A 19,606-nucleotide genomic window follows, 5' to 3' on the forward strand; every position below is an offset into this window, starting at 1 on the left:
AGAGGGCGGCGCCTGGTGCGCCGCCCTTCCTCGCGAACAGGGCGACTTCGAAATGACTCCAGGCACCATCGCAATCATCGTGCTCATACTCGCCGCGATCGGGTATGTTCTGGGTAGGCGGCGCGCTTTGCAGGCCGCAAAGCGGGAGGGGGTGAAGCTCCATTCTCTTCCAGGTTATTACGGAGAATCGGTCGCACTTTTTACTGCCGTGCCCGCGCTTTTCTTGATGGCCGCATGGCTGTTTCTGCAGCCCATCGTCATCGAGAGCAGCATCAGCGCCAAAATCCCTGACTCGGTGGTTCCGGAAGGCGGTGCCAAGAGCCTGGTGATGGTCGATGTACGTCGGATTTCCGATGGTTTGGGATTGATCCTCGCTCAAGGAGATGTTTCTGAAAGCGAGCTGGTGGACATGCGGGCCGACCTGACCAATGTCCGCTCTCGGCTTGCCGAAGTCGGTGTGGCGCTTGGCTCCGACGTGGCCCCTGCCGTTTTTGAAGCGGCCAAGTCCTACCGCGAGTTCGACAGCATCGCCTCTTCGGTTCGAAACGTCGCCGTGATCGTCGTCGCTCTGGCTTTCGCTTTCTGGGCCTGGTCACGTATCACGCCCAAAATGCGCGCCCGCAACATCACAGAGACCTTTATCAAGGCGCTTCTGATGGGCTCCTCTTTGGTGGCTATCCTGACCACTGTCGGGATCGTGGCATCGCTGCTGTTTGAATCATTGCAGTTCTTCCAGCTCTACCCGGCGAGCGAATTCTACTTCTCGACTGTCTGGAATCCGCAGTTTCGCGGTGGCTCCGATTTCGGGTTTCTGCCTTTGCTCTGGGGTACGCTCTACGTATCCTTCGTCGCCCTCCTCGTGGCCGTCCCGATAGGCCTGATGATCGCGATCTATCTTGCCGAATATTCCGGACGTGCGTTGCGCAGCTTCGCCAAGCCCGCCATCGAGGTGCTCGCCGGTATCCCAACGATCGTCTATGGTTTGTTTGCGCTCATAACAGTCGGCCCGTTTCTTCGCGACTGGATAGCCCAGCCGCTGGGCCTTGGAACGTCGTCAGCATCGGTGATGACCGCCGGCCTTGTGATGGGCATCATGCTGATCCCGTTCATCTCGTCATTGTCCGATGATATTATCAATGCTGTGCCGCAAGCGATGCGCGATGGTTCCTATGGCCTCGGCGCTACCCAGTCGGAAACCATCAAGCAGGTTATCCTCCCTGCCGCTCTTCCGGGAATTGTCGGGGCTTTCCTGCTGGCTGCCAGCCGCGCCATCGGCGAAACCATGATCGTCGTCATGGGGGCAGGGGCTGCGGCTCGCCTTGACCTCAATCCCTTTGAGGCAATGACAACCGTCACCGTGAAAATCGTGAGCCAGTTGACTGGAGACACCGAGTTTGCCAGCCCCGAGACCCTTGTGGCCTTCGCGCTTGGCCTGACCCTGTTCGTCTTCACGCTCGGCCTGAATGTTCTGGCGCTCTACATTGTGCGCAAATACCGGGAGCAATACGAATGACCGAAATCACCGCCGATCATTCCGCCGGGGCTGGCACCACCGGACGCTCGCTTTTGAATGTTGGAGAGCGTACCCGCAAACGCAATGCGGCGGAGAAGCGCTTCCGGATGATGGGCCTTGCGGCCGTTGCAATTGGTATTTTCGCGCTTGTAGGACTGATGGCATCGATCCTGTCGAACGGTCTGTCGTCCTTCAACCAGACCTATATCGCCCTGGACGTTTATCTTGATCCTGCAAAGCTGGACAAGAATGGCAACCGCGCGCCAGAGGATCTGCAGAAGATCACGACTTTCACGATCCAGCCTCTGATCAAGACTGCTGTGCAGGACATGCTAGACAAACGCGGATTTGCGGCCGAAGGCGTCAACCCGAATGAAGCGGCTGCGCTCATTTCGGGGGAAGCCCCGGCTGAACTGCGCCGCTTCATTCTGGCCAACCCCGACCAGATAGGCGAAACGATTTCCTTCGATCTCCTCGCGTCCGGTCGTATCGACGGCTACTTCAAGGGCAGGGTGACCATGGAAAGCGCGGCACTCGACCGCAACATTTCGCCCGAGCAGCTGGTTCTTGCCGATAGGTTGAAGGAAGCCGGAATTCTGGACCTTCGCTTCAACTGGGCTTTCTTCACCGCGCCTGACGCCTCTGACACCCGGCCTGAAGCAGCTGGCCTCGGCGTTGCCATTCTCGGATCTGCCTACATGATGATGATAGTGTTGGCCTTGTCGCTGCCAATCGGTGTCGCAGCCTCGATCTATCTTGAAGAGTTTGCGCCGCAGAATCGGTGGACTGACCTTATTGAAGTCAACATTGCAAACCTCGCTGCTGTGCCTTCTATCGTGTTCGGTATTCTGGGTCTGGCACTGTTTATCAATTTCGTCGGCCTGCCGCAGTCCGCTCCGATTGTCGGTGCTCTGGTGCTGACGTTGATGACGCTGCCCACCATCATCATTGCCACGCGCGCCGCACTCAAGGCAGTCCCACCATCGATCCGTGACGCGGCGCTCGGAATTGGCGCTTCGAAAATGCAGGCCATTTTCCACCATGTGCTGCCGCTCGCGGCTCCCGGCATCCTGACCGGAGCAATCATCGGTCTGGCCCAGGCACTGGGTGAAACGGCACCATTGCTGTTGATCGGCATGGTGGCATTCGTGCGTGAGTATCCTGCTGCGCCGCCCGAAGGCTTTTTCGACCCGGCTGCCGCACTGCCGGTCCAGGTTTACAATTGGACCCAGCGGGGCGACCCGGCCTTTATCGAGCGGGCATCGGGCGCGATCATTGTCCTGCTGATCTTCCTGCTCGTCATGAACGCCATCGCCATCCTGTTGCGCCGACGCTTTGAGCGCCGCTGGTAGGACCCGGCTGTCACCTTTGAATCAACCAAGCCCTGAGTATACTGAAACTGTTGAAGGGAAGACGGAGATGAACATCATGTCTGAAGCGGCGACTGAAAAAGCGGTTGATGCTGCCATCGAGGAATCCGCGATCAAGATGCGCGGCACCGACGTCAGCGTTTTCTACGGCGAAAAGCAGGCGCTTTTTGATGTCAATCTCGATGTCCGCAAGAACAGCGTGACGGCGCTCATCGGACCCTCTGGCTGCGGCAAGTCGACTTTTCTGCGCTGTCTTAACCGGATGAATGACACGATCGATATCTGCCGGGTCAACGGCGAAGTCACGCTGGACGGCGAAAACATCTACGCCCCGATGATCGATGTCGTGGAATTGCGGGCACGCGTCGGCATGGTCTTTCAGAAGCCCAACCCGTTTCCCAAGTCCATTTACGAAAACATCGTTTACGGACCGCGCATTCACGGCCAGGTTTCGACCCGCGCGGAGATGGACGAAGTTGTCGAGCGCAGCCTGATCAAGGCCGGCCTTTTCAACGAGGTCAAGGATCGTCTGCAGGAGCCGGGCACCGGTCTGTCGGGCGGCCAGCAGCAGCGGCTTTGCATCGCACGCGCCATCGCCGTAAGCCCTGAAGTCATTCTGATGGACGAGCCGTGCTCGGCGCTCGACCCGATCGCCACCGCAAAGGTCGAGGAACTGATCGACGAGCTTCGCGTCAATTACACCATCGTGATCGTGACCCACTCGATGCAGCAGGCTGCCCGTGTATCGCAACGCACGGCGATGTTCCATCTGGGCTATCTTGTCGAGGAAGGTGATACCGACAAGATGTTCACCAATCCCGACAACAAGCTGACCCAGGACTACATCACCGGCCGCTTCGGCTAATGCGACTGCCTTTTGCGTCACGATTACAGGATTGAAGGATCAAACCATGCCCGAAGCACACACAGTCACTTCTTATGATGATGACCTTCGTTTCCTGACGCGCCGGCTGTCGGAAATGGGCGGCATTGCCGAGCGCATGGTTGCCGACGCCGTCGCGGCCCTGGTCAATGCCGATACCGGCTCAGCCCAGCGCGTCATCTCCGAAGATCTGCTGCTCGACAATGGCGAGCGTGAAATCTACGACAAGGCAGTTCTGGTAATTGCCAAGCGCCAGCCGATGGCCTCGGATCTGCGTGAGATCATCGGCTCGATCCGGATCGCCTCCGATCTTGAGCGGGTCGGCGATCTGGGCAAGAACATCGCCAAGCGGGTGATCGCCGTTCACACCATGGCCCAGCCGCGCAAGCTGGTCCGCGGCCTCGAGCATCTGGCCGAACTGGCTCTGACTCAGCTCAAGGAAGTGCTGGACGCCTTCGCAACCCGTTCGCCCGATCTCGCAAATTCGATCCGCGAGCGTGACGAGGAGATCGACGCGATCTACACTTCGCTGTTCCGCGAACTTCTGACCTACATGATGGAAGATCCGCGCAACATCACTGCCTGCACCCACCTGCTTTTCTGCGCCAAGAACATTGAGCGGATCGGCGATCACGCCACCAATATCGCCGAGACAGTCTATTACGTGGCCACCGGCGAGCAGCTGGCAGCCGAACGGCCGAAGGACGATGATACCGCCACCATGGTCGCGCCCGCACCGGGTTCGGACTGAGAGCGCTACGGAGTGCATGACCCATGGCGATGAGTCCACGTATTACTGTGGTTGAGGACGAAGAGGCACTTTCGGTGCTGCTTCGCTACAATCTGGAAGCTGAAGGCTACGAGGTCGACACCGTGCTGCGCGGTGACGAGGCTGAAATTGCACTTCAGGAGCGGGTTCCGGATCTGCTGATCCTCGATTGGATGCTGCCGGGCATCTCCGGCATCGAGTTGTGCCGCCGTCTGCGCGCCCGGCCCGAAACCGAGCGGCTGCCGATCATCATGCTCACCGCACGTGGCGAGGAGAGCGAGAGGGTTCGCGGTCTGGCGACGGGTGCCGACGATTTCGTCGTCAAGCCGTTCTCGACGCCCGAACTGCTGGCCCGTGTCAGGGCCATGCTGCGCCGCGCCCGTCCGGAAGTCATTTCCAGCCTGCTCAAGGTCGGCGATATCGAACTCGATCGCGAAACCCACCGGGTCAAGCGCCGTGGCCGGGACATCAAGCTGGGGCCGACCGAGTTCAGGCTTCTCGAATACCTGATGAGTTCACCCGGCCGGGTTTACTCCCGCGCCCAGCTTCTCGATGGTGTCTGGGGTCATGATGTCTATGTCGACGAGCGCACGGTCGATGTGCATGTCGGGCGGTTGCGCAAGGCGGTCAATCTCTCCGGCATGCGCGACACCATCCGCACCGTTCGCGGCGCGGGCTACTCGATCGAGGGCTGACGCGGGATTTACCGCCATCTCAGACAAGAGCTCCAACGAAAAAGCCCGGCTTCACCCCGGGCTTTTTCGTGATCCAAACCTTTTGCCTGTGAGAGGCATATCAATTCAGCGGGCGCGCTTGCGCTCGCTCGACGGCTGGAAGGCCATCTTGGCGTGATAGCCGCAATAGGGCGAGGAATCGCCGGAATCATTGCCGCAGAAGTGAAAACCTTCCTGCAGCGGATCACCGACCGGCCATTTGCAGGTGCGCTCGGAAAGCTCCACCAGCGAGAGCCGGCGCGAAATCGGCACCACCACATCCTCCATCGGACGGGTGTCGATCTCTTCCGATGCAACGACATCCAGATCCTGCTTCAGGGCTGCGCCGCCACTCGATCGGCTGACGGTTCTGGTTGTCGTCTGGCTTGCTGTCCGCCCGGCATAATTCGGTGCGCGCGGCGCCGCGGTCGTGCGCTTGGTGCGCACCGATGCCTGCCCGCCGCTCTTGGCGCGACCGGGCAGGTTGAGCCTGTGCACCTTGCCGATCACCGCGTTCCGGCTGACGCCGCCCAGCTGAGCCGCGATTTGGCTGGCACTGAGCCCGTCCGCCCAGAGTTTCTTGAGTCTTTCAACCCGTTCATCAGTCCAGTTCATGCAATACTCTCCCCGTATCCCGTATCCCGGGATGGCAGAATCCCTCACCGTCGCCCCGGAAGACCGGAACTCGAACGCTCGGTTACAGTGAGGTGAATAGTGTCCGCCGCGAACGTCTATTTCATGCCTTCAACTTAGTGGTCGGCGGACTCCGTGACAAGAGTCAGCCGAATCATGCTGATTCCTTTTTGCGGTTTTCCCCAACTTAGGAGGTGGGTATCAATTCTCACCATTCAGCGTTGACTTGGGGGTGATATCCCCGGCTGCTTGGGCGAATGACCGGAGCGATCGCCGTGGCCCGAGCCGCGCCTGCTGTCTCATTGACAGGCATGCCCTAATTGTAAATAGTGCCCACGCCGCCCCGGAAAGGGCGGCATTTTGGTTTTCCGGCATGCCCTGCCTTGTCTCGCCGTAGCGGTCGCAAGGCAAGGGTGGTGCCGTATTGTCCGTTCTCGAAGGGGGAGAGAAGCGCCATGGCTGAAGCCAAGCCGCTTTATGACACTTACAACCGCGTTCCGATCGTGTTCGAGCGTGGACATGGCGTCTGGCTGGAAACACCCGAGGGCGAGCGGTATCTCGATTTTGCCGCCGGCATAGCGGTCAATTCCCTTGGCCACACCCATCCGCATCTTGTTGGGGCGCTCAAGGCCCAGGCCGATCGTCTCTGGCACCTATCCAATGTGCACGAGATCCCCGATCAGTCCCGCCTCGCCCAACGGCTGACCGAAGTGACCTTTGCCGACAAGGTCTTCTTCACCAATTCCGGTGCCGAGGCGCTGGAGTGTGCCATCAAGACCGCGCGGCGTCATTTCTTCGTCAATGGCCAGCCCGAGCGCTATCGCATAGTCACTATCGAGGGCGCCTTTCACGGCCGGACCCTGGCGACGATTGCCGCCGGAGGCCAGCCAAAGTACCTCGAAGGCTTCGGGCCGAAGGTTGAAGGCTTTGATCAGGTTCCATTTGGCGATCATGAGGCGCTGAAGGCGGCGATTACCAGTGAAACAGCCGCCATTCTGGTCGAGCCGGTGCAGGGCGAGGGCGGTATCCGTCCGCTGCCCAATGAATGCATGCGCGGCCTGCGCGAGCTGTGCGATGAACATGGCATCCTGCTGATCCTTGATGAGGTTCAGTCGGGTGTGGGCCGGACCGGCAAGTTGTTCGCCCATGAATGGGCCGGCATTGAGCCGGACATCATGGCAGTGGCAAAAGGCATCGGCGGCGGTTTTCCCTTTGGCGCCTGCCTGGCCACGGCCAGTGCGGCAGACGGCATGACGCTCGGTACCCACGGCACCACCTATGGCGGCAACCCGCTTGCCATGGCGGTCGGCAATGCCGTGCTGGATATCATTCTCGACGATGGATTTCTTCCGCACGTCAATGATGTTGCTCTGGTGCTCAGGCAGGGACTGGCTTCACTCAAGGATCGCTATCCGGATTTGATTGCTGACGTCCGCGGCTCCGGCCTGATGCTCGGTATCAAGTGTGCCAAATCCAATGCGGATCTGGTTGCGGCGATGCGCAGTGAGCATCTTCTGGCAGTCCCGGCCGGCGACAATGTCGTCCGTTTGCTGCCGCCTTTGATCGTGACCGCCGAAGAAGCCCGCGAAGCGCTCGCAAAGACAGAGGCCGCGCTCGAAATGCTGTCCCGCAACGGTGCAGCCAACTAAACGGACCGGATTTTATGACCAAGACCCCATCCGCCAGCACCCGGCATTTTCTCGATCTCTCCGCCGTCAGCGCCGGAGAGTTGCGTGCCATGCTCGACGCGGCGCGATCCGCCAAGACGGCGACCGAAGCGGACAAGCCACTCGCTGGCAAGATGCTGGCCATGATCTTCGAGAAGCCCTCGACACGCACTCGTGTCTCCTTCGATGTCGGCATGCGGCAGCTCGGTGGCGAAACGCTGTTTCTGTCGGGAACGGAGATGCAACTCGGTCGGGCCGAAACCATTGCCGATACGGCAAAGGTTCTCTCGCGCTATGTCGACATCATCATGATCCGGACGCTGGATCATTCCCGTATGCTCGAACTCGCCGAACATGCCACGGTGCCTGTCATCAATGCCCTGACCGACGACACGCATCCCTGCCAGATCATGGCCGACATTCTGACGTTCGAGGAGCATCGCGGGCCAATCAAGGGCAAGACGCTGGCCTGGACGGGCGACGGCAACAATGTGCTGCATTCGCTCATCGAAGGGGCTGCGCAGTTCGGGTACCGCATGCAGATCGCAACCCCTGAAGGGTCGGAACCCGAGGCGAAATTCGTCGAGTGGGCCCGCAAGCAGGGCGCGGAAATCGACATCAGTGCCGATCCTGATCGCGCGGTAAACGGTGCCGATTGCGTTATCACCGACACCTGGGTGTCGATGAACCAGGAACACAAGGCGCGCGGCCACAATATCTTCGTGCCTTACCAGGTCAATGAAACTCTGATGCAGAAGGCCAATCCGGATGCTCTCTTCATGCACTGCCTCCCGGCTCATCGCGGCGAGGAAGTCACCGACGGTGTGATGGACGGGCCGCAGTCGGTGGTGTTTGACGAGGCGGAGAACCGCTTGCATGCGCAAAAGGCGATCATGCGCTGGTGCATGGGCGTTCTGTAGCGCCTCTGGCGCTTTCGGCGTTCAGTACCTATATGGCCGGTTGAAAAGTGGAACCGGCCAGCCCTGACCGGCCAACCCTGAATGGTCAATGTGTGCCCTGTGCCACGATAGACAATCGGAATTGATGATGGAAACCGAAATCCAGACCCCTGGCGAACAGGACTTCGCCGGAGACGACCGCGTCCTGCCGTTCGAGGTGGACGGCCTCGATGTGCGTGGCCGGACGGTTCAGCTTGGCCCCATGATCGACGCGATTCTCGGCCGGCATGCTTATCCCGAGCCGGTTGCGCGTCTGCTCGCCGAAGCCATCGCGCTTACAGTGCTGCTCGGCACCTCGCTCAAGTTCGAAGGCAAGCTGATCGTCCAGACAAAGGGTGATGGACCTGTTGACCTGCTGGTCGCGGACTTCTCGACGCCCGGTAATCTGCGCGCCTATGCCCGCTTTGATGCAGAGCGCCTGGCTGCTGCGGAGGCTGCCGGGACGACGAAGCCCGCCGAACTGCTCGGCAATGGAATTCTCGCCTTTACCATTGATCAGGGCGCCTACATGCAGCGCTACCAGGGCATCGTCGAGATGAAGGGCGATACGCTGGAAGCCATGGCTGAAACCTATTTTCGCCAGTCCGAGCAGATTCCCACCATTGTCCGGCTGGCTGTCGCCGAGCTCATCGACCGCGATGAAGACGGCAAGCCGCGTCACAGCTGGCGGGCCGGAGGCATCGTCGTCCAGTTCCTGCCGCAGGCACCCGATCGCATGCGCACCCCCGACCTTCCGGGCGGTGACCTGCCGGAAGGCATGGAAGCCATCATGCATGATGAAGACGACAGCTGGGCGGAAGCCAAGGCGCTGGTCACAACCGTGGATCCGGGCGAACTGACCGATCCGGAGGTCGGCGCCGAGCGCCTCCTCTACCGGCTCTTCCATGAGCGCGGTGCCAAGGTCTATCCGCCGGTTCCGGTCTTCGACAAGTGCAGCTGCTCGCGCGAACGGCTGGGTGAGGTGCTCGATGGGTTTTCGGAAGAAGAGCTTGAGCACAGTATCGAGAACGGCGTGATCACCGTGCAATGCGAGTTCTGCTCGACGGCCTACAAGTTCGATCCGGCCGAGTTCCGGCGCTGAGGGCTTGCGCCCGTAAAGATGACGAAACTTTAATTTGCCATGTGTCCGCATTACGTTACCTGTTGGGTTGCAACGGAGTGAAGTGATGCTCGACAAGGCGGACAAGCCTCTGGACGTGCCTTTGGAACCCTCGCGCGCCCGATCGCCGTCGGCACGCCTCGGATTTTTGCGGCCATTGGTTCAGTTTGCCCTGATGGCGCTGGTGCTCGCCGGTGCCTGGCTGGCGATGCAAAGCCTCGCCGCCTCCAAGCGTGAGCGTACGCCCAGACCGTTTACGCCGCTGGTCTACACCGTTGAGACAGCAGCTGCGGAGCGCGCAGACAACCGTCCGGACATCCGCCTGTACGGGCAGGTCGAGACTGGCCGTAATGTCGACCTGCGCACCACCGTGAGCGGTGACGTCGTCGAGATCCATCCCGATATGGTCGCCGGGCGCCGCGTCGCCGAGGGGACTGTTCTTTTGCGTATCGACCCTTTTGCCTATGAAGGGGCTCTGGTCGAGGCGCGCGCCAATCTGGCCTCTACCCGCGCCGCAATTGCAGAGATCGATGCGCGTCTCGCCTCCGAGCGCGAACAACTTGAAGCTTCGGAAGCACAGCTCGAACTTGGTCGCGCCGATCTGGAAAGGGCTCTTTCGCTCGCGGATTCAGGCGCTTTGACCGACAAGGAGGTTGATGCACGACGCCTGATCGTGTCCCAGCGCGAGCAGGCCTCGAGCCAGCGGCGCAACAACATCCTGATTGCGGAAGCACAGCGCACCCAGCAGGAGGCCAATGCCGAGCGGCTTGAATGGAAAATCCGCGAAGCTCAGCGAAGGCTCGAGGAGACCGCGCTGATTGCTCCTTTTGACGGCATCATTTCCGATGAAACCGTTGAGACCGGCCGGTCGGTGAACGCCAATGAAGTTGTTGCGTCGATCTATGACGATACGGCGCTCGATGTGAAATTCACCCTCACCAACGCGCAATATGGCCGCATGGCCACCGATACTGACCCGCTTGTCGGCCGCCAGGTCGAACTGGGCTGGAGCGTTGGCGGTACACGGTACACTTGGCCGGCAGTCATCGACAGGATCGGCGCCCGCGTGACCGCCGAACGCGGTGGGGTGGAAGTCTTTGCCCGCATCGGCGAGGCCGACAACCCGGTGCAACTGCGCCCCGGCGCCTTCGTGTCGCTGACCGTGCCAGACCGTATCTGGCCTGAGACATTCCGGCTTCCCGAGACCGCCGTGCGCAATTCCGATCATGTCTTCGTGGTGGTCGACGGCAAGCTCGAGCGGCGCGCCGTCCGGCTGATCGCCTGGGACGGCGAGGATGCGATTGTCGATGGCAGCCTTGAGGATGGCGACACCGTATTGGTCACCCGCCTGACAGAAGCCACAGAAGGCGTGCGCGTGCGTGAGCCTTCCGTTGGCGGCGCTGCATCGGATCCGCAACAGCCTTCCGCTCCAGCCGTGGACGCCGGGGAATGAGCGGCAGCGACCTGCCGGGCCGGGGATTGTTTGCCGGACGCGGTCTGGTAAGCACCTTCATCCGCCACCCCAACGCCGCCAATCTGCTGATGGTGCTGATGATCCTGTTCGGCGCTTTCTCGATTGCCCGCATCAACACCCAGTTCTTCCCCACCATCGACCGCCCGACAATCAGCATCGGTGTGGCCTGGTCGGGTGCCAGCGCCGAGGACGTCGAAACCAATGTGCTGGCTCTGGTTGAACCGGAGGTGCGCTACATCTCCGGCGTCGACCGGATGACGTCCACGGCAGCGGAAGGCTCGGCCACGGTCCGGCTCGAGTTTGCCGACGGCACCGACATGACCCAGGCGATGACCGATGTGGAGACCGCGGTCAAGGCGGTCGGCAATTTGCCCGAGGATGCGGAAGAACCAACGATCACCAGGTCGGTGTTCTTTGACACCGTTGCCAAGCTCGCGGTCTTCGGCAGCGCCGACGAAGTGGTCAAGCGGGCCTGGGCCAAGCGCATCCGCGACGAACTGATCGATCGCGGTATCGACAAGATCAACTTTACCGGCCTGCGTGGCGCGGAGATCCGCGTCGAGGTCCCCGAGATCGAACTGCGGCGTCTGGACATGAAGATATCCGACGTGTCCTCCGCCATTGCCGCCAACAGCCGCGATCTGCCTTCGGGTACGGTCGAGGGCGCGGTCGACCGCCAGCTTCGGACGCTGGCCGATGCCCAGGGCGCAAGGGAACTGGCCGGCGTTGAAGTCAAGTCCTTCACTGGCGGCGAGAAGGTCCTGCTGGGTGACATCGCCACCATCACCGACGGGTTTGACGCCGACGACACGAGGGGCCTGGCCAGCGGATCGCCTGCCATAGAACTCGACATCCGGCGCGCCCCGACGGCCGATACGCTCAAGACGGCTGCGATCCTGTCTGCCTATATCGACGAGATCGGGCCCAGGCTTCCGCCTGGTGTCGAGATAGCTACCTACGAGGTCGCCTCCGATGCGCTGTCGGCGCGGATCTGGCTCCTGGTCAAGAACGGGCTGGGCGGCCTGCTCGTCGTCGTGGCAATCCTGTTCCTGTTTCTCAATGCCCGCATCGCCTTTTGGGTGGCCGCGGGCATCCCGGTGGCGATGCTGGCCACAATCGGCTTCATGTACGCGTCCGGCCAGACGATCAACATGATGTCGCTGTTCTCGCTGATCATGATGCTCGGCATCATTGTTGACGATGCCATTGTCGTTGGCGAGCACACTGCCACGCGGCTGCAGATGGGTGATGATCCGCAAACGGCTGCCGAAAACGGTGTCGGCATGATGTTCACCCCGGTGATCGCGGCGATGTCGACCACGCTGGCGGCCTTCGCCCCCATCCTGCTGATCGGCGATACAATCGGCCAGATGATGGCGGTGCTGCCGATGGTGGTGATCGCGGTGCTGGTCTCCAGCCTGCTCGAATGTTTTCTCATCCTTCCCGGACACCTGGCCAATTCGCTGGCCGGCCGCAAGCCGCCCGGCTGGTCCTGGTGGCGCCAGTTCCTGGTGGCTCTCATAGTCATGGTATTCCTCACCGGGCTGTCGGGGCGGCTTGCGGTGGACCTCGCGCTGGGTGCCGAGGACAGCGGCGTGCGCGCCGCCGCGCGCGGGTTTGCTGACCTTCCGCAATTGGCCAGGATGGCAATTGTGGTGGCGGTGTCGCTGGCTTTGGCAACACTGATGGAATGGGGGCTGCTGGTTTTGCGCCGGCGCAACAGCCGCGCGGGCGTGCGTATGGAGGATGCCGGCGAGAGCCGCTTCCGGCGCGCATTCGACCGGGGCTTCGACTGGTTTCGTGATGTCCCCTTCGCCCGCCTGGTGCAAATGGCCTGGAACTGGCGTTACGTGACCCTGTCGATCGCGCTTGCCATGGTCATGGTTTTGGCCATCGGCCTGGCTCGCTCCGGACGCGTCGAGTTTGTCTTCTTCCCCTCGCCGGAAGCCGAGAACATCTCCGGCACCATCATTTTCAACGCAGGTCTGCCGGAAGACATCGCACTGAAAGCGATCGCCGCCCACGAGGAAGCCCTGCGCGAAGCCGACAGGGCCTTGTCAGGCAGCGGTCCCTCTTCGATCAAGGCGGTTTTCACCACTTTTGGAGCCTCAAGCCGTAGCGGCAGCGCCACCGCCCGCATCCGGGTGCAGCTGACCACATCCGAGGAGCGGGACATCCGCACTCCCGACATCGTCAATGCCTGGCGCAAGGCCGTTCCGGATATCGCAGGGGTGACCCGCTTCACTGTCGCCCAGTCACGCGGCGGTCCTCCGGGCAGGGACATCGAGGTCCGTCTGCAGGGTGAACGGGTAGCGGCGCTGAAAACCGCTGCTGCCGATGTGGTCGCGCTGCTGTCGGGCATCAACGGCATCACCGGACTGGATGACAACCTTCCCTGGGGCAAGCCCGAGCTGATCATGGAACTGACGCCGCATGGCGCCGCACTCGGCTTTTCCATCGAGGAGGTCGGCCGCCAGATCCGCAACGCCTTTGATGGATCCGTACCGTTCCGGTTTCCCCGCGGCGATGACGAGGTGACCGTTCGCCTGGTCCAGAAGCCTGCTTCGCCAGGCTCCCAGGCCTTGCGGGATTTTGAGCTGCGGAGCCCAGGCGGAACCTTTGTGCCGCTGTCGGAAGTGGTCGACATGACCGAGCGCCAGGGCTTTTCAGCGATCCAGCGCCGAGACGGCCAGAGCACCATCTCGGTGACCGGCGACATCGACACCGCGGTGACAACAACGGGCGGGGTTGTAGAGCAACTTACCAGCAGCGGTGAACTCGACCTGATCGCCGGCCGTCATGGCGTGAGTTACACTTTCGGTGGGCGCTCCGAGGAGCAGGAAAACGCCTTTGCCGACCTTCAGCTTGGGGTCGCCGTGGCGCTGAGCGTGATCTACATCATTCTTGCCTGGGTCTTCGCCAGTTACTGGCGGCCCATTGCGGTGCTGCTGATCATCCCGTTCGGCGTCATCGGGGCGATTTTCGGCCACTGGGTGCTCGGCTATCAGCTGACAATCCTGTCCTTCATCGGGCTGCTTGGCCTGGCCGGCATCCTGGTCAATGATTCCATCATCCTGGTGGCTCGCCTGGAAGAGCGACGCGCCGAGGGAGACAGTCTTGCAGAGGCAGCCATCGGCGCCAGCCGGGATCGCCTGCGGGCCGTGTTGCTAACCTCGCTGACCACCATCGGCGGGCTGCTGCCGCTGCTCTACGAAACAAGCCTTCAGGCCCAGTTCCTGCTGCCCATGGCGATCACCATCGTCTTTGGACTGGCGATGACCACGCTGCTGGTTCTGTTTCTGGTTCCGGCACTGGTCGGCATCGGTGATGATATTGCCAGGAGTTTTTCCTACATCTATGGCAGGCGAACGGTCGGACAGCGCGCCTGAACCGGGTTACGACCGCCAGAACCGCGGCAGGAACAGCACCAGCACGGTGAACAGCTCAAGCCGTCCAAGCAACATCCCGGCCGCAAGCAGCCATTTCTGGAGGTCGCTCAGCGACTGGAAGTTTCCGGACGGGCCGATGATCTCGCCCAGGCCCGGCCCGACATTCGAAAGCGCCGTGCCTGCACCCGACAGGGCCGTGACGGTGTCGAGCCCGCTCAACCGCAGCAGGATGGCCAGCACCACGAACGAGGTCATGAACAGGAAGAAGAAGCTCATCACCGAGGCGATGACCCGGTCCTGGATCGGCTTTCCGTTGAAGCGTGCGCGAAACACGCCATGCGGATACATCACCTGGGAGACGTGCTGCCGGACAGCTTCGATCAGCACCTGAAACCGGAAGATCTTGATGCCGCAGGAGGTGGAGCCGGCGCAACCGCCGACAAACATGATGATGAAGAAGAACGTCACCGCGTGGGGGCCCCAGAGGCCGTAGTCTGTGGAGGCGTATCCGGTGCCGGTGGCGATTGAGACCACGTTGAAGGCGGAATGCCGCAAGCCCTCGAGGCCGATATGGTTCTCGCTGAAATGCGCCATCATCCAGCCTGCAAGAATCGCGACGGCGAGAAAGCCGGCAAAGGCCTTCACCTGGTCATCGGCCAGAAACGGACGGAAACGTCCCTGCAGCATCTGCACATAAAGAATGAACGGAATCGAGCCGAGCACCATGAACACCACCGCGATCCATTCGACGGCGGCATTGTTGAAATATCCGATGGATGCATCCTTGGTCGAGAACCCCCCGGTCGCCACCGTGGTCATCGCATGGATCACCGCGTCATCGGCTGCCATGCCCACGGCCATGTAGGCCACGGCGCAAAGCCCGGTCATGGCGATGAACACAAGCGTGATCGAGGTCGAGATCTGGGTGGCGCGGGGCAGGATCTTTTCCGCCGTGTCGAAGGCCTCGGCCTTGAACAGCTGCATGCCGCCGATCTGCAGCATCGGCAGCACGGCAATCGCCATGACGATGATCCCCAGACCGCCGAGCCATTGCAGCAGCCCGCGCCAGAACAGGATGCCGGGCGGAGCGCCATCCAGGCCGGTGATGACCGTGGCGCCGGTGGTGGTCAGCCCCGACATCGATTCGAAGAACGCGTCGGTGTAGCTCGGCACGACCCCCGACCAGTGAAATGGCAGTGCGCCGAACGCCACCAGTGCGACCCAGGAGACAACGGTCATCAGCATCGCCTGGCGAGTCGACAGACCCTTCGGAATGCCGCGATTGGCGGCAAACAGGCCGAGCCCGACGAGCATCGTCATCGTGCCAGAACTGGCAAAGATCATCCAGTCCTTGTTGTCGGCCGCCAGGTCGACAAGAGCGGGCAGCAGCATGGCCACGCCCAGTGTCGCCACCAGCAGGCCGGTCACCAGCATGACTGGGCGGAATTCGGAAAAAGCGGTCAATTCAGCGTTCTTGCCATTCCCGGCAGGTCCAGCGAGAAGGCCGGGATCTCGACGTCGAACAGCTCGCCCGCAGCCGATTGCATCTGGTAGGTGCCGACCATGACACCCGATGGCGTGTCCAGTGGACAGCCCGACGAATACTCATAGGTGTCACCGGGGCCGAGAACCGGTTGCTCGCCCACAACGCCGGGGCCGCGCACCTCGTCGACAATGCCGTTCTCGTCGGTGATCTTCCAGTAGCGGCTTTGCAGTTGCACGATCTGGTCGGAGTGATTGATGATGACAATACGGTAGCCCCAGACATAGCGTCCGTCCTCGGGGTCCGACTGGTCCTCGAGATAATAGGGTTCCACCGTTACTTCGATTTCGCGTGTTAGCGCACGGTACATATGCCACTCCTTGCGACACTCATTCTACACAGAGGTGCTTGCGTCAAGCATGCAGATGCCCACAAACCGGCTGGTTTCACGCTTTGCGTTGACTTGATTGTGATGAAGCGGTGCGGACGCGGCAGGTGACGGGCCGCAGCCGCAGCGCTATCACTCGGAGCCGAACGGGGAGATCAGCTCATGATGGACGGAAGCGCACGCAAGATCATACAGCCCGGCCTCGACCGGGCAGGCGTGTGGCTGGCGCAGCGTGGTGTGAAAGCCGACCACGTGACGATTTTCGCGTGCGTCATCGGCCTTGCCGCAGCGGTATTGATCGCTCTGGATTACATGATTGCCGCGCTGGCGCTGATCATTGTCAGCCGGATGTGTGACGGCCTGGACGGATCGGTGGCGCGCGCCTCCCGGACGACCGATTTCGGCGGCTATCTCGACATCACGCTGGATTTCGTTTTCTACGGAGCCGTTCCCCTGGCTTTTGTCGTCCTCGATCCCGGCGCGAACGCACTGGCCGGTGCGGCGCTGATCTTCTCGTTTTACGTTAACGGCGCCAGCTTTCTTGCCTATGCGATCGTTGCGGAAAAACGCGGGCTCAGCACCGAGGCACGGGGCGTCAAATCGATCTACTTCACCACCGGTCTCGCCGAAGCCAGCGAGACCTATATCGTGTTTGCAGTCTTCTGCCTCTGGCCGGCCTGGTTTGCGCCGGTGGCCTGGGTCTTTGCGGCAATCTGCCTCTACACAGCGCTGTCGCGGATCATGCAGGCACGCGCCGAGTTTCCCGACCCGGCCTCAAAGGCCTGAGAGCGCGCGATCGAAGTCCTCGATCAGGTCTTGGGCATCCTCGATCCCGGCCGACAGTCTCAGCACCCCGGGGCCAATTCCCAGCTCGTCGCGGGCCTCTTCCGAGAGGTTCTTGTGCGTCGTCGTCGCCGGATGCGTGATCAGGCTCTTGGTGTCGCCGAGATTGTTGGACAGCTTCACCACCTCGAGCCGGTTCTGCATCGAGAATGCCGCCTCTTTGCCGCCCTTCAGCTCGAGCGCCACCAGTGTTGACCCGCCCTTCATCTGCCGGGCACAGATCTCGGCCTGCGGATGGTCGGCGCGACCGGGATAGATCACTCGCGCGATCGCCGGATGGTCTGCCAGGAAATCGGCCACCCGTGCCGCGTTCTCTGTCTGCTGCCGCACTCTCAGAGGCAGGGTTTCAAGCCCCTTGAGCAGGGTCCAGGCGTTGAACGGCGACAGCGACGGGCCGGTGTGACGGAAATAGTCGTGAAGATGCTCGTCAATCCAGTCCTTGTCCGACAGCACAACGCCGCCCAGACAGCGCCCCTGGCCGTCGATATGCTTGGTTGCGGAATAGGCCACCACATGCGCGCCCAGTTCGAGCGGTTTCTGCATCAGCGGTGTTGCAAACACATTGTCGACCACCAGCTTGGCGCCGATCTGGTTGGCGAGCTTGGCGACGCCTGCAATGTCGACCACTTCCAGTGTCGGATTGGTCGGGCTTTCAAGAAAGAACACCTTGGTGTTGGGCCGGATCGCGGTTTCGAAATTGGCAAGGTCACGTCCGTCGACGAGGGTGGACTCGATGCCGTATCTGGGCAGCAATGTTTCCACCACCCAGCGGCAGGAACCGAACAGGGCGCGCGCGGAAACCACATGGTCTCCGGCCCTCAGCTGGCACAACAGCGCCGCCGAAATTGCCGCCATTCCAGACGCCGTTGCCCGTGCGTCCTCTGCGCCCTCCATCAGGCACATGCGCTTTTCGAACATGTCGTTGGTCGGGTTTGCGTAGCGTGAATAGACGAAACCGGGATCCTCGCCCTTGAAGCGGGCTTCCGCTGCCTCGGCGCTGTCATAGACAAAGCCCTGCGTCAGGAAGATTGCTTCGGATGTTTCTCCAAAACCGGAGCGGCTGGTGCCGCCATGCACGAGCTGGGTGGCGGGGCGGAATTGTCGGTTGCTTGTCATGATCTTTGTCCAACACACAAAAAAACCGGCTTGCGAAGTCGCGAGCCGGTTTTGCAACCCGACCTTTTTAGCGACTTGTTTTACGTGGCTGCAAGCCGGTCGGCCAAATCACCACGGGATAACCTCGCTTTTAGGGGCTTCCCGCGCTTGCGTCAATCGCTTCCCCTTGCCATCAAGACATCTTGGAAAACGGAGCGCACGGACCGTGGCAGCGGGCATTCTCTCAGATCGCGCAATCAAGGCGCTCTTTGATGCCGGCAAGCTTGCCTCCGGTCGACCGCTCGATGCCGACCAGATCCAGCCTGCCAGCCTTGACCTGAGGCTCGGCGCCCGCGCCTACCGGGTTCGCGCCAGCTTTTTGCCAGGCCCCTCGGCAAGGGTCGAGGACAAGCTCGCCCGTCTCAGCATGCACGAGATCGACCTGACCGCAGGCGCTGTGCTTGAGACTGGCTGCGTCTATATCGTGCCGTTGCTTGAAAGCCTGGATCTGCCGCAGGAGATATCCGCCTCCGCCAATCCGAAAAGCTCGACCGGGCGTCTCGATATTTTCACCCGGGTGATGACCGATCACGGCCAGGAGTTCGACAAGATCGCTCCCGGCTACACTGGCCCCCTGTGGCTTGAGGTCAGCCCGCGCACCTTCCCGATTGTCGCCCGTACCGGCTCGCGCCTGTCGCAGATCCGTTTTCGACAGGGGCACGCGGTGCTGGACGAGGATGAACTTTCGGCTCTTCACCGCACCGAAACTCTGGTTGCCTCCGAAACGCCGAATGTCTCGGGAGGCGGCATCGCGCTGTCGATCGATCTGATGGGGCAGGGCGAGGATGGTCTGATCGGCTATCGCGGCAAGCACCACACCGCGGTTATCGATGTCGACAAGCGCGGCGCCCAGGAGGTCTTCGATTTCTGGGAGCCCTTGTACAATCGCGGTTCCGCCGACCTTATCCTCGATCCGGATGAATTCTACATTCTGGTCAGCCGTGAATCCGTACACGTTCCTCCGCTCTATGCCGCCGAGATGACACCGTTCGATCCGCTGGTCGGCGAGTTCCGGGTTCATTATGCCGGTTTCTTCGATCCGGGGTTCGGACACAGCGAGGCCGGTGGTGCAGGAAGCCGTGCCGTACTCGAAGTACGCAGCCACGAGGTCCCGTTCATTCTTGAGCATGGCCAGATCGTCGGCCGGCTGATCTACGAGCGGATGCTGGAGAGGCCCGCGGCTCTGTACGGCACCGGGGCCGGATCGAACTACCAGGCTCAAGGCCTCAAACTGTCGAAACATTTTCGCAGCTGAGTTCCGGTGAGGG

16 protein-coding genes and 1 riboswitch are annotated in these 19,606 nt (G+C 61.4%); of the genes, 12 read left to right on the forward strand and 4 right to left on the reverse strand.

Features of this window, described 5'->3' with window-relative positions; genetic code table 11:
* Window positions 1–52 precede the first annotated feature (52 nt).
* The 5 genes from pstC to phoB all read left to right on the forward strand — a co-directional run bounded on the left by pstC (window position 53) and on the right by phoB (window position 5,230).
* Window positions 53–1,513, forward strand: coding sequence for a phosphate ABC transporter permease subunit PstC (pstC, locus tag GTW23_RS14485; RefSeq protein ID WP_152010289.1), 1,461 nt, complete (start codon window positions 53–55; stop codon window positions 1,511–1,513).
* On the forward strand, window positions 1,510–2,865 hold the full coding sequence (gene pstA / locus GTW23_RS14490) for a phosphate ABC transporter permease PstA (protein ID WP_152010288.1): 1,356 nt from the start codon (window positions 1,510–1,512) through the stop codon (window positions 2,863–2,865). Before pstC ends, pstA begins: the two co-directional genes overlap by 4 nt.
* A gap of 67 nt (window positions 2,866–2,932) precedes the next feature.
* Window positions 2,933–3,748, forward strand: coding sequence for a phosphate ABC transporter ATP-binding protein PstB (gene pstB, locus GTW23_RS14495; RefSeq protein ID WP_252916253.1), 816 nt, complete (start codon window positions 2,933–2,935; stop codon window positions 3,746–3,748).
* A gap of 46 nt (window positions 3,749–3,794) precedes the next feature.
* Window positions 3,795–4,517, forward strand: coding sequence for a phosphate signaling complex protein PhoU (gene phoU / locus GTW23_RS14500; RefSeq protein WP_152010286.1), 723 nt, complete (start codon window positions 3,795–3,797; stop codon window positions 4,515–4,517).
* A gap of 29 nt (window positions 4,518–4,546) precedes the next feature.
* The gene (gene phoB / locus GTW23_RS14505; protein WP_152011632.1) at window positions 4,547–5,230 is read left to right on the forward strand and encodes a phosphate regulon transcriptional regulator PhoB; all 684 of its coding nucleotides are present in this window, start codon (window positions 4,547–4,549) and stop codon (window positions 5,228–5,230) included.
* Between the two features lie 105 nt (window positions 5,231–5,335).
* On the opposite strand, the gene GTW23_RS14510 is transcribed toward phoB, so the two are convergent.
* Window positions 5,336–5,863 carry a GcrA family cell cycle regulator gene (locus tag GTW23_RS14510; protein ID WP_152010285.1) on the reverse strand — a complete coding sequence of 176 codons (528 nt, stop codon included), beginning with the start codon at window positions 5,861–5,863 and terminating at the stop codon, window positions 5,336–5,338.
* A gap of 473 nt (window positions 5,864–6,336) precedes the next feature.
* On the opposite strand from GTW23_RS14510, the gene GTW23_RS14515 reads away from it, so the two are divergent.
* The 5 genes from GTW23_RS14515 (at window position 6,337) to GTW23_RS14535 (ending at window position 14,469) form a co-directional block, all read left to right on the forward strand.
* The gene (locus GTW23_RS14515; RefSeq protein ID WP_152010284.1) at window positions 6,337–7,530 is read left to right on the forward strand and encodes an aspartate aminotransferase family protein; all 1,194 of its coding nucleotides are present in this window, start codon (window positions 6,337–6,339) and stop codon (window positions 7,528–7,530) included.
* 14 nt (window positions 7,531–7,544) lie between these two features.
* On the forward strand, window positions 7,545–8,468 hold the full coding sequence (gene argF, locus GTW23_RS14520; protein ID WP_252916254.1) for an ornithine carbamoyltransferase: 924 nt from the start codon (window positions 7,545–7,547) through the stop codon (window positions 8,466–8,468).
* Window positions 8,469–8,595: 127 nt separating this feature from the next.
* Window positions 8,596–9,588 carry an Hsp33 family molecular chaperone gene (locus tag GTW23_RS14525; protein WP_152010282.1) on the forward strand — a complete coding sequence of 331 codons (993 nt, stop codon included), beginning with the start codon at window positions 8,596–8,598 and terminating at the stop codon, window positions 9,586–9,588.
* Window positions 9,589–9,673: 85 nt separating this feature from the next.
* On the forward strand, window positions 9,674–11,059 hold the full coding sequence (locus GTW23_RS14530; RefSeq protein ID WP_152010281.1) for an efflux RND transporter periplasmic adaptor subunit: 1,386 nt from the start codon (window positions 9,674–9,676) through the stop codon (window positions 11,057–11,059).
* Window positions 11,056–14,469 carry an efflux RND transporter permease subunit gene (locus GTW23_RS14535; RefSeq protein ID WP_252916255.1) on the forward strand — a complete coding sequence of 1,138 codons (3,414 nt, stop codon included), beginning with the start codon at window positions 11,056–11,058 and terminating at the stop codon, window positions 14,467–14,469. Before GTW23_RS14530 ends, GTW23_RS14535 begins: the two co-directional genes overlap by 4 nt.
* A gap of 6 nt (window positions 14,470–14,475) precedes the next feature.
* On the opposite strand, the gene GTW23_RS14540 is transcribed toward GTW23_RS14535, so the two are convergent.
* The gene (locus tag GTW23_RS14540; protein ID WP_244615249.1) at window positions 14,476–15,933 is read right to left on the reverse strand and encodes a TrkH family potassium uptake protein; all 1,458 of its coding nucleotides are present in this window, start codon (window positions 15,931–15,933) and stop codon (window positions 14,476–14,478) included.
* On the reverse strand, window positions 15,930–16,322 hold the full coding sequence (apaG, locus tag GTW23_RS14545) for a Co2+/Mg2+ efflux protein ApaG (protein WP_152010279.1): 393 nt from the start codon (window positions 16,320–16,322) through the stop codon (window positions 15,930–15,932). Before apaG ends, GTW23_RS14540 begins: the two co-directional genes overlap by 4 nt.
* Window positions 16,323–16,502: 180 nt before the next feature.
* On the opposite strand from apaG, the gene GTW23_RS14550 reads away from it, so the two are divergent.
* Complete coding sequence (locus GTW23_RS14550; RefSeq protein WP_152010278.1) at window positions 16,503–17,126, forward strand: CDP-alcohol phosphatidyltransferase family protein; 624 nt, start codon at window positions 16,503–16,505, stop codon at window positions 17,124–17,126.
* Here the strand turns inward: GTW23_RS14550 and GTW23_RS14555 are convergent.
* Window positions 17,115–18,299, reverse strand: coding sequence for an O-succinylhomoserine sulfhydrylase (locus GTW23_RS14555; protein WP_152010277.1), 1,185 nt, complete (start codon window positions 18,297–18,299; stop codon window positions 17,115–17,117). The genes GTW23_RS14550 and GTW23_RS14555 overlap by 12 nt on opposite strands.
* A gap of 46 nt (window positions 18,300–18,345) precedes the next feature.
* Window positions 18,346–18,424, reverse strand: a riboswitch (SAM riboswitch).
* Window positions 18,425–18,504: 80 nt separating this feature from the next.
* Here GTW23_RS14555 and GTW23_RS14560 point away from each other — a divergent pair.
* Window positions 18,505–19,593, forward strand: a complete 1,089-nt coding sequence (locus tag GTW23_RS14560) for a 2'-deoxycytidine 5'-triphosphate deaminase (protein ID WP_252916256.1) — start codon at window positions 18,505–18,507, stop codon at window positions 19,591–19,593.
* The last annotated feature ends 13 nt before the right edge of the window (window positions 19,594–19,606 follow it).

The organism is Parahoeflea alexandrii (genome assembly GCF_024105735.1).
Taxonomy (GTDB): domain Bacteria; phylum Pseudomonadota; class Alphaproteobacteria; order Rhizobiales; family Rhizobiaceae; genus Hoeflea; species Hoeflea alexandrii.